The following is a 10,150-nucleotide window of genomic DNA, read 5'->3' as shown; positions in this document are numbered from 1 at the left end:
CAGCCGATCGGGGATAAATCCCCTCGCCACGAGAACAGAGTTTCCACAGGGATCACCGAACTCTCTCAGGAAATCGTCATGCGCTTTATCACCGAAATCAAAACCTTCGCCGCTCTCGGCAGCGGTGTCATCGGCAGTGGCTGGGTCGCCCGCGCCCTCGCCCACGGACTTGATGTAGTGGCCTGGGACCCGGCGCCCGGCGCCGAGGCGGCATTGCGCCAACGCGTGGCCAATGCCTGGGGCGCGCTGGAGAAGAACGGCCTGGCGCCGGGCGCTTCGCAGGATCGCCTGCGCTTTGTCGCCACCATCGAGGAGTGCGTGCGTGACGCCGATTTCATCCAGGAAAGCGCCCCGGAACGGCTGGAACTGAAGCTCGATCTGCACAGCAAGATCAGCGCCGCCGCCAAGCCCGATGCACTGATTGGTTCAAGCACTTCAGGCCTGTTGCCCAGCGAATTCTATGAGAGTTCGACGCACCCTGAACGCTGCGTGGTCGGGCATCCGTTCAACCCGGTTTATCTGTTGCCGCTGGTCGAAGTCGTCGGCGGCAAAAATACCGCGCCAGAGGCGGTGCAAGCGGCGATGCAAGTCTACCAATCCCTCGGCATGCGCCCGTTGCATGTGCGCAAGGAAGTGCCGGGTTTCATCGCCGATCGCCTGCTCGAAGCGCTGTGGCGCGAGGCGTTGCACCTGGTCAACGACGGTGTGGCGACGACCGGCGAGATCGACGATGCGATTCGCTTTGGCGCCGGTCTGCGCTGGTCGTTCATGGGCACTTTCCTGACTTACACCCTGGCCGGCGGCGATGCCGGCATGCGCCACTTCATGTCGCAGTTCGGCCCGGCGTTGCAATTGCCGTGGACATATCTGCCAGCACCGGAGCTGACCGACAAATTGATTGATGATGTGGTCGATGGCACCACCGATCAGCTCGGCCGGCACAGCATTTCCGCGCTGGAGCGCTATCGTGATGACTGTTTGCTGGCGGTGCTCGAGGCGGTGAAAACCACCAAAGAGAAGCACGGAATGAGTTTCAGCGAGTAATCCGCCACCTGATCGTTCCCACGCTCTGCGTGGGAATGCAGCCCGGGAACGCTCCGCGTCCCAGAAGCGTGACGCACAGCGTCACAAGAGGCGTTACCACGCAGAGCGTGGGAACGATCGCCGCCAGGAGAAACCATGCCCCACCTCACCACCTACCAAACCACCATCATCCCCGACTGGGTCGACTACAACGGCCACCTGCGCGACGCCTTTTACTTGCTGATCTTCAGCTACGCCACCGATGCGCTGATGGACCGCCTCGGCATGGACAGCAGCAACCGCGAGGCCAGCGGCCACTCGCTGTTCACCCTTGAGCTGCACCTCAATTATCTGCACGAAGTGAAGCTCGACACTGAGGTGGAAGTGCGCACGCAAATCATCGGCCACGACAGCAAGCGCCTGCACCTCTACCACAGCCTGCACAAAATCGGCGATGAGCAAGAGTTGGCCGGCAACGAACAGATGCTTTTGCACGTCGACCTCGCCGGCCCGCGCTCGGCGCCGTTCAGCCCTGATACGTTGCATCGGTTGCAAGCCATCGTCGCCGATCAGACCGACCTGCCCGCTCCCGCTTACATCGGCCGCGTGATCGCGTTGCCACCCGCTCGGTAAATTCCCCACTGCCAAGGAGCCGCCATGAACACCGCCGTCGCTGTTGCCGATTTTCGTACTTATCCGTTGATCAGCGCGCTCGGTGGCGTGCAGGGTCTGGCGGATCGCGTTGTCATCGAATGGGCTGACGGACGTGTCAGCCCGTTTCACCACCTATGGCTGCGCGACAATTGCCCGTGTGATCAATGTGTCTACAGCGTCACTCGCGAGCAGGTTTTCGAGAGCGTCGATGCCGCCGAGGATTTGCGACCGCTGGCCACGCGCATCGACAACGATGGTTGCCTGCGCATCGACTGGCAGGACGGTCACCTCAGCCGCTTCGACCCGGGCTGGTTGCGCGCACATGCCTATGACGATGAATCCCGCGCCGAACGCCTGGCCGGCAAACCGCAGCCCCATTTGTGGCACAGCGATCTGCAGTTGCCGGTGTTCGACTACACCGCGCTGATGAACGACAACGCCGCGCTGCTGCAATGGTTGCTCGCCGTGCGCGACATCGGCCTGACCCAAGTGCGCGGCGTGCCCACCGAGCCGGGCTCGCTGAAGCTCATCGCGCAGCGGATTTCCTTCATCCGCGAAAGCAATTTCGGCGTGCTGTTCAATGTGCAATCCAAAGCCGACGCCGACAGCAACGCCTACACCGCCTTCAACCTGCCATTGCACACGGATTTGCCGACTCGCGAGCTGCAACCGGGGCTGCAATTTCTGCATTGCCTGGTCAATGATGCCGAGGGTGGCGAGAGCATTTTCGTCGATGGTTTTGCGATCGCCGACGCCTTGCGTCAGGAGGAGCCGCAGCTGTTTGAGGCCCTGTGCGAAATCCCTGTGGAATTTCGCAACAAGGACCGGCACAGCGACTATCGCTGCCTGGCGCCGATCATCGCTGTGGATGCGCTGGGCCGGGTGGCGGAGATTCGCATGGCCAACTTTCTGCGCGGGGCGTTCGATACGTCGGTGGCGCAGATGCCGCTGCTGTATCGAGCCTATCGGCGCTTTATTGCGATGACCCGCGAGCCGCGGTTCCGGCTGATGCAGCGGCTCAAGCCGGGCGAGTTGTGGTGCTTTGACAACCGCCGCACGCTGCATGCGCGCAATGCCTTTGATCCAGCGACCGGGGCGCGGCATTTTCAGGGCTGCTATGTCGACCGGGATGAGTTGTTGTCGCGGATTCTGGTTTTACAAAGATAGACCGCGTCATCGACCTTCGCGAGCAGGCTCGCTCCCACATTGGAATGCATTTCAACTGTGGGAGCGAGCTTGCTCGCGAAAGCGTCAGTCCAAACAACGCGCTACTAACTGAATCACAGGCAAAAAAAACTCCGATCAAGCCGTGACAGGATCGGAGCTGAGGAGGGTACTGTTGAGGAGCTGCCAGGCGAGGGTGACCAAACCTTCGTGAAGCGAGCTGGGGCCAGTGTGCCTAGTCGCCCATCCAGTCGGTTAGCCGAAAACGACCTGTTCATAGTCGTCCCGGCCACCGCGACAAAACGCCCTTGCCGCGTCCGGTCGGGGCCACCAGAATCGAGCCAAGACCTCCGTTGCCACAGAAGGATTTGCGTAATGATGTACGCCGATTTGATTGACCAGGAAGATCTGTTGGGCCAGCTCAAGGCCTTGGGTATTCAGGTGCCGAGCGGTACCACCGCCGAGCAGGCCTGCGAGTGCGCGGTGCGTGGCCTGGACAATGTTCGCGCATTCGAACTGCGCAAGATGGTCAAGGACATGTACACCAGCGGCGCCAGCATTCAGCCGGCGGTGCGCCAGGCGATCGACAAGCAATTGTTGCCGGCCCTTTCGGATTACCAGCAGTCACACAGCGCCTGAGAAACCCCTTCGCGAGCAGGCTCGCTCCCACCTGATCGTTCCCTCGCTCTGCGTGGGAACGATCAGACTTGGTCTACAGCCTTACACTGGCAAACGTCGACTCATTGCGCGCCTGACTCAGCGCCGACATCGGCCCCGACAGCGGCGACATCACGATGGCCTGCGGCAGCGGCAGCATCGCTACCTGCTGGGTGGTGTTGGAGCCCACGCGTTCGTCACGCGGCGGGATGCCGAAGTACTCGCGATAGCACTTGGAGAAGTGCGGCGTGGAGACGAAACCACACACCGACGCCACTTCGATGATCGACATCGGCGTCTGCTTGAGCAGTTGCCGGGCGCGGATCAGGCGCAGCTTCAGGTAATAGCGTGACGGCGAGCAGTGCAGGTATTTCTGGAACAACCGCTCCAGCTGTCGACGCGACACCGCGACATACACCGCCAGTTCATCCAGATCGATCGGCTCTTCCAGATTGGCTTCCATCAACGCGACGATTTCCTGCAGCTTCGGTTGGTTGGTGCCGAGCATGTGCTTGAGCGGCACACGCTGGTGATCCTGTTCGTTGCGAATGCGTTCGTAGACGAACATTTCCGAGATCGCTGCCGACAGTTCACGCCCGTGATCGCGACTGATCAGGTGCAGCATCATGTCCAGCGGCGCGGTACCGCCGGAACTGGTGAAGCGGTTACGGTCGAGGGTGAACAGACGTGTGCTCATGGCCACGCGCGGGAAAGCTTCCTGCATCGCCGCCAGACATTCCCAATGCACGCTGCAATCGAAGCCATCGAGCAGACCGGCGCAGGCCAGCGCCCAACTGCCGGTGCACACCGCGCCCAGGCGCTTGGACTGGCGCGCCTGGCTTTGCAGCCACGAGACGTGTTCACGGGTTACGGTGCGTTGAATGCCGATGCCGCCGCAGACAATCACCGTGTCCAGGGGCGGGGCTTTGTGCATGGAGGCGTCGGGAGTGATCTGCAAACCGTCACTGGCCCAGACCTGGCCGCCATCGACGGTGAGGGTGCTCCAGCGATACAGCTCGCGACCGGACAACTGATTGGCCATGCGCAGCGGCTCAACGGCGGACGCCAGGGAAATCAGCGTGAAATTGTCCAGCAGCAGAAAGCCGATGGATTGAGGCGCACGGTTCTGGGGTTGGGCCCCGGAGTTGAACGACGTCATCGCGATATCTCCTCACACAAAGCGGGTGGCGGCCTCAGGCGGAGGCTCTTGTTATTGCCCGCGTCTCACAGAGAAAGCAGGCTTTGTTATGACAGAGCAATTGCCGTGCCTGAAATTGGACGGCCATTCAATAACTCCTGAAAACGACCTCGCGACGCGTCTATACGAGACCTCGGAACACGCCATTTCGAAGTGCCATCAGATGCCGCGAGAGCCCTGCCGCGCAGCCCGTGAGCAGATCGGTAGCACTTGTGGGAAATGGCCTGCAGCGGATTTGCACAGAGTGTCACCGCAAGCACAGGCGACGGACGGTCAGGTAACGACTGACGAGTCACGACTGACAATGGCGCTTGTCTGATTGCGACGCGCCAAAAGGTGGCGCGGCTGGATCGGGGTGTTCTTTTGTTGAGCAGTTTTGACTGGTCTGGCACTCCACTCTGCCAGATCAACCTGTGGCGAGGGGATTTATCCCCGATCGGCTGCGCAGCAGTCGTAAATCCATTCACCAAAGTGTGTCAGGCAAAACTCGATTGCAGGATTTGGGACTGCTTCGCAGCCCAGCGGGGATAAATCCCCTCGCCACGGGTTCACGGTCAGCACTCAACCGCACTGACCGCCAAGCCACCGCGCGAAGTTTCTTTATATTTGTCATGCATATCGGCACCGGTATCGCGCATGGTGCGGATCACCCGGTCCAGCGAGATAAAGTGCTGCCCGTCGCCGCGCAGGGCCATTTGCGCCGCGTTGATGGCTTTCACGGCGGCGATTGCATTGCGCTCGATACACGGCACCTGCACCAGACCACCGACCGGGTCGCAGGTCAGACCAAGGTTGTGTTCCAGGCCGATTTCCGCCGCATTGCACAGTTGTTCAGGGGTGGCGCCAAGAATCTCCGCCAGCCCCGCCGCTGCCATGGCGCAGGCCGAACCGACCTCGCCCTGACAACCGACCTCGGCCCCAGAGATCGAAGCGTTCTTCTTGCACAGAATGCCGACCGCCGCCGCGCCGAGGAAATAGTCGACGACGTTGGCGTCGGTGACCGCTTCGCTGAACTTCATGAAGTAGTGCAGCACCGCCGGGATGATCCCCGCCGCGCCGTTGGTCGGTGCAGTGACCATACGCCCGCCAGCGGCATTCTCTTCATTGACGGCCAGGGCGAACAGGTTGACCCACTCCATGGCGCTCAGGGTCGAGCCGATGACGTTCGGTTTGTTCAGCTCTTGCAGGCTGCGGTGCAACTTCGCCGCACGCCGCCGCACGTTCAGGCCGCCGGGCAGAATGCCTTCGTGCTTGAGGCCTTGCTCGACGCAATCCTGCATCGCCCGCCACAGTTTCATCAGCCCGGCACGGATCTCTTCTTCGCTGCGCCAGACCTTTTCGTTGGCCATCATCAGTTCGGCAACGCGCAGGTTGTGTTTCTTGCACAACTCCAGCAGCTCGACCGCACTGGAGAAGTCGTAGGGCAATTCGGTGCGATCCAGATCGACCACACCACTGGACGCTTGCGCCTCATCAACGACGAAGCCGCCGCCGACCGAATAGTAGGTGTCACGGTGCAGCTCAGCGAACTCGCCTTCGGCCACCAGCGTCATGGCGTTGGGATGGAATGGCAGGTTTTCATCGATCAGGCGCATGTCCCGCGCCCACACAAACGGCACCGACAGGCGACCATCCAATAACAACGTATGGGTTTCGCGCAGCGCCTGAATGCGCGGGCCGATCTGCGCCGGGTCGATTGCGTCCGGCCACTCGCCCATCAGGCCCATGATCACTGCGTTGTCGCTGCCGTGACCGATGCCGGTGGCGGAAAGCGATCCGAACAACTGCACCTCGATGCGCCGCACCTGTTCCAGCTGATGCTTGCCGCGCAGCGACTCGACGAACAATGCGGCGGCGCGCATCGGCCCGACGGTGTGGGAACTGGAAGGGCCGATGCCGATTTTGAACAGGTCGAAAACGCTGATAGCCATTGCTGCGAAGCTCCTGAGAATACCGGTCCGGGCGGCAAAAGCGCCCGCTGGCGGAGCTGCTACGCTCAAGCTGCGATCCGCCGAATGCCGGCATCATCGGGCTTTTGTCGGCGCGCTCGGCGTCTGACACCGACGCAGTCATGTCCAGCAGCGTCGTTACGTTTTCGCCCCGCAAATACGCCGTTTTTATGCAGTCGAGCAGGTCATCGGGGGCGGAAAAAAGCTGTAAGCGACGTCACCGACACTGGAAGCGACCATCCCTGTACTGGATACGACCCTCCCTGTAGGCGTCAGATTTTCACTGGTACATGATCGGGATGACTCGATTGCAAGGCGCTGCGGTAGAGCTGTCTCAAAAACGCCACCAACCGCAACCCATAAGTGCGGTGGTCCACAGTCGGAACACTGCCAAAAAAAACACCAAGGAGTCCATCCATGAAAGGTTCCCCGTCGTTGTTGTTGGCCGCCCTGCTGAGTCTGCCGTTACTGGCGCAAGCCGCAGAACCGGCACAGTGCAGCCTCGTTAACTTCTCTGATGTCGGCTGGACCGACATCACCGCTACTACCGCCACCACTTCCGTTGTTCTCAACGCCCTCGGCTACAAGACCAAGACCACCATGATCTCCGTGCCCGTGACCTACAAGTCGCTGGCCGACGGCAAGAACATGGACGTGTTTCTCGGCAACTGGATGCCGACCATGGAGAACGACATCAAGCCGTATCGCGATGCCGGCACCGTCGACACCGTGCGCACCAACCTCAAGGGCGCCAAGTACACCCTCGCCGTGCCGCAAGCCCTGTACGACAAAGGCCTGCATGACTTCGCCGACATTGCCAAATTCAAGAAAGAGCTCGACGGCAAGATCTACGGCATCGAGCCGGGCAACGACGGCAACCGGCTGATCCAGAGCATGATCGACAAGGACGCCTTCGGCCTGAAGACCGCAGGCTTCAAGATCGTCGAATCCTCCGAGGCCGGCATGCTCTCGCAAGTCGACCGGGCGCAGAAGCGTGACACCGCCGTGGTCTTCCTCGGCTGGGCGCCGCACCCGATGAACAAGCGCTTCAAGATTCAGTACCTGACCGGCGGCGACGACTTCTTCGGCCCCGATTTCGGCGCAGCCACCGTAGCGACCAACACCCGCAAGGGTTACTCCGAAGAATGCAGCAACGTCGGTCAGCTGTTGAAAAACCTGGAGTTCACCGTCGACATGGAAAGTGAACTGATGGGCAACATCCTCGACGACAAGATGAAGCCTGACGCGGCCGCCAAGGCCTGGCTGAAAAAGAATCCACAGGTGCTCGATACCTGGCTCGCTGGCGTGACCACCATTGACGGTAAACCAGGCCTGGAGGCCGTGAAAGCCAAGCTCGCGCCTTGATTTGAAAGGCACCGCTTATGCCGGGCAGGCGTGCCTGCCCGGGCTGTTAATTTCCTTGCATGCGGACGTTCACTACCATGCTGATTGATCAGAAAATACCTTTAGGCCAGTACATCGCGGGCTTCGTCGAATGGTTGACGCAACACGGCGCCAACACCTTCGACGCAATCGCCGTGACACTGGAAACGATGATCCACGGCGTGACGTTTGCGCTGACCTGGTTCAACCCGTTGGTGCTGATTGGCCTGATTGCCATCATTGCCCATCTGATTCAACGCAAGTGGGGCCTGACCGCGTTCGTGGTCGCCTCGTTCCTGCTGATCCTCAACCTGGGTTACTGGCAGGAAACCATGGAAACCCTCGCCCAGGTGCTGTTCGCCACCCTGGTCTGCGTGTTGATCGGCGTGCCGCTGGGCATCGTCGCCGCGCACAAACCGATGTTCTACACCATGATGCGGCCGGTGCTCGATCTGATGCAGACCGTACCGACCTTCGTTTACCTCATTCCTACCCTGACCCTCTTCGGGCTGGGCGTGGTTCCGGGCCTGATCTCCACGGTGGTGTTCGCCATCGCGGCGCCGATCCGCCTGACCTACCTGGGCATCCGTGATGTCCCGCAAGAACTGATGGACGCCGGCAAGGCCTTCGGCTGCTCGCGTCGCCAATTGCTCTCAAGGATCGAACTGCCGCACGCCATGCCGAGCATCGCGGCCGGCATCACCCAGTGCATCATGCTGTCGCTGTCGATGGTGGTGATCGCGGCACTGGTCGGCGCCGACGGACTCGGCAAACCGGTGGTCAACGCACTGAACACTGCTGATATTGCGCTGGGCTTCGAAGCAGGCCTGGCAATCGTACTGCTGGCGATCATGCTCGACCGTATCTGCAAACAACCCGACGCTAAAGTAGGGGGTGACGCATGAGCATAATTCGCTTCGAAGACGTTGACGTAATCTTCTCCAAAGACCCGCGCGAGGCACTCAAGCTGCTCGATCAGGGCATGACCCGCAACGAGATCCTGAAGAAGACCGGTCAGATCGTCGGCGTGGAAAAAGCCACGCTGGACATCAACAAAGGCGAGATCTGCGTGCTGATGGGCCTGTCCGGCTCGGGCAAGTCGAGCCTGCTGCGCTGCATCAACGGCCTCAACACCGTGAGCCGCGGCAAGCTGTTCGTCGAGCATGAAAACCGCCAGATCGACATCGCCTCCTGCACGCCCGCCGAGCTGAAAATGATGCGCACCAAGCGCATTGCGATGGTGTTCCAGAAGTTTGCCCTGATGCCCTGGCTGACGGTGCGCGAGAACATCAGTTTCGGCCTGGAGATGCAGGGCCGACCGGAGAAGGAACGCAAGAAACTGGTCGACGAAAAGCTCGAACTGGTCGGCCTGACCCAATGGCGCAACAAAAAGCCTGATGAGCTATCCGGCGGCATGCAGCAGCGCGTCGGCCTCGCCCGCGCGCTGGCCATGGACGCTGACATTCTGCTGATGGACGAACCGTTCTCGGCCCTCGACCCGTTGATCCGCCAGGGTCTGCAGGATGAACTGCTGGAACTGCAACGCAAGCTGAGCAAGACCATCGTGTTTGTCAGCCACGACCTCGATGAAGCACTCAAACTCGGCAGCCGCATCGCGATCATGAAAGACGGCCGGATCATCCAGTACAGCGTGCCGGAAGAAATCGTCCTCAACCCGGCGGACGACTATGTGCGCACCTTCGTCGCCCACACCAATCCGCTCAACGTGCTCTGCGGCCGCAGCCTGATGCGCACGCTGGACAAGTGCAAACGCATCAACGGCTCGGTGTGCCTCGATCCGGGCGGCGACTCGTGGCTGGACCTGGCCGAAGGCAACACCATCAAAGGCGCACGCCAGAACGGCTCGGTGCTGAACCTGCAGAACTGGGCACCGGGGCAAGCGGTGGAAGGCCTGGAGCGCAAACCGACGCTGGTGGACTCGAACATCGGCATGCGTGACGCGCTGCAGATCCGTTATCAGACCGGCAACAAGCTGGTGCTGCACGATAACAATCATGTGGTGGGGATTCTCGGTGACAGCGAGTTGTATCACGCGTTGGTGGGCAAGAATCTGGGGTAAACCCCGCAGACACAAAAACGCCGCGAGATTATCGCGGCGTGA

General features: G+C 60.9%; 9 protein-coding genes. 7 read left to right on the top strand and 2 right to left on the bottom strand.

Annotation, left to right across the window (positions count from 1 at the left end):
- The first annotated feature begins 78 nt into the window (after positions 1 to 78).
- The 4 genes from F8N49_RS20575 to F8N49_RS20560 all read left to right on the top strand — a co-directional run bounded on the left by F8N49_RS20575 (position 79) and on the right by F8N49_RS20560 (position 3,480).
- Positions 79 to 1,044, top strand: coding sequence for an L-carnitine dehydrogenase (locus tag F8N49_RS20575; protein ID WP_056786523.1), 966 nt, complete (start codon positions 79 to 81; stop codon positions 1,042 to 1,044).
- Between the two features lie 135 nt (positions 1,045 to 1,179).
- Positions 1,180 to 1,656 (top strand): thioesterase family protein, encoded by a 477-nt coding sequence (locus F8N49_RS20570; protein ID WP_125916607.1) that lies wholly within the window; start codon positions 1,180 to 1,182, stop codon positions 1,654 to 1,656.
- 24 nt (positions 1,657 to 1,680) lie between these two features.
- Entirely contained in the window at positions 1,681 to 2,844 is a 1,164-nt protein-coding gene (locus F8N49_RS20565; RefSeq protein ID WP_151552331.1) for a gamma-butyrobetaine dioxygenase, read from the top strand.
- Positions 2,845 to 3,216: 372 nt separating this feature from the next.
- On the top strand, positions 3,217 to 3,480 hold the full coding sequence (locus F8N49_RS20560) for a hypothetical protein (protein ID WP_016772808.1): 264 nt from the start codon (positions 3,217 to 3,219) through the stop codon (positions 3,478 to 3,480).
- 73 nt (positions 3,481 to 3,553) lie between these two features.
- On the opposite strand, the gene F8N49_RS20555 is transcribed toward F8N49_RS20560, so the two are convergent.
- The gene (locus tag F8N49_RS20555) at positions 3,554 to 4,657 is read right to left on the bottom strand and encodes a GlxA family transcriptional regulator (RefSeq protein ID WP_007949927.1); all 1,104 of its coding nucleotides are present in this window, start codon (positions 4,655 to 4,657) and stop codon (positions 3,554 to 3,556) included.
- A 593-nt stretch (positions 4,658 to 5,250) separates the two neighbouring features.
- The gene (locus F8N49_RS20550; protein ID WP_110646287.1) at positions 5,251 to 6,627 is read right to left on the bottom strand and encodes an L-serine ammonia-lyase; all 1,377 of its coding nucleotides are present in this window, start codon (positions 6,625 to 6,627) and stop codon (positions 5,251 to 5,253) included.
- Positions 6,628 to 7,062: 435 nt separating this feature from the next.
- On the opposite strand from F8N49_RS20550, the gene F8N49_RS20545 reads away from it, so the two are divergent.
- The 3 genes from F8N49_RS20545 to choV all read left to right on the top strand — a co-directional run bounded on the left by F8N49_RS20545 (position 7,063) and on the right by choV (position 10,108).
- The gene (locus F8N49_RS20545; RefSeq protein WP_071173862.1) at positions 7,063 to 8,010 is read left to right on the top strand and encodes a choline ABC transporter substrate-binding protein; all 948 of its coding nucleotides are present in this window, start codon (positions 7,063 to 7,065) and stop codon (positions 8,008 to 8,010) included.
- Positions 8,011 to 8,087: 77 nt separating this feature from the next.
- Complete coding sequence (gene choW, locus F8N49_RS20540; RefSeq protein WP_016772805.1) at positions 8,088 to 8,933, top strand: choline ABC transporter permease subunit; 846 nt, start codon at positions 8,088 to 8,090, stop codon at positions 8,931 to 8,933.
- Positions 8,930 to 10,108, top strand: a complete 1,179-nt coding sequence (gene choV / locus F8N49_RS20535) for a choline ABC transporter ATP-binding protein (protein ID WP_151552329.1) — start codon at positions 8,930 to 8,932, stop codon at positions 10,106 to 10,108. Before choW ends, choV begins: the two co-directional genes overlap by 4 nt.
- The last annotated feature ends 42 nt before the right edge of the window (positions 10,109 to 10,150 follow it).

Origin of the sequence: Pseudomonas sp. GXM4, assembly GCF_008923895.1 — a bacterium.
In the GTDB taxonomy this organism is placed as follows: Bacteria; Pseudomonadota; Gammaproteobacteria; order Pseudomonadales; family Pseudomonadaceae; genus Aquipseudomonas; species Aquipseudomonas atacamensis.
Note: the sequence above shows the minus strand (reverse complement) of the source record. Positions and strands in the feature narration are given on the sequence as shown.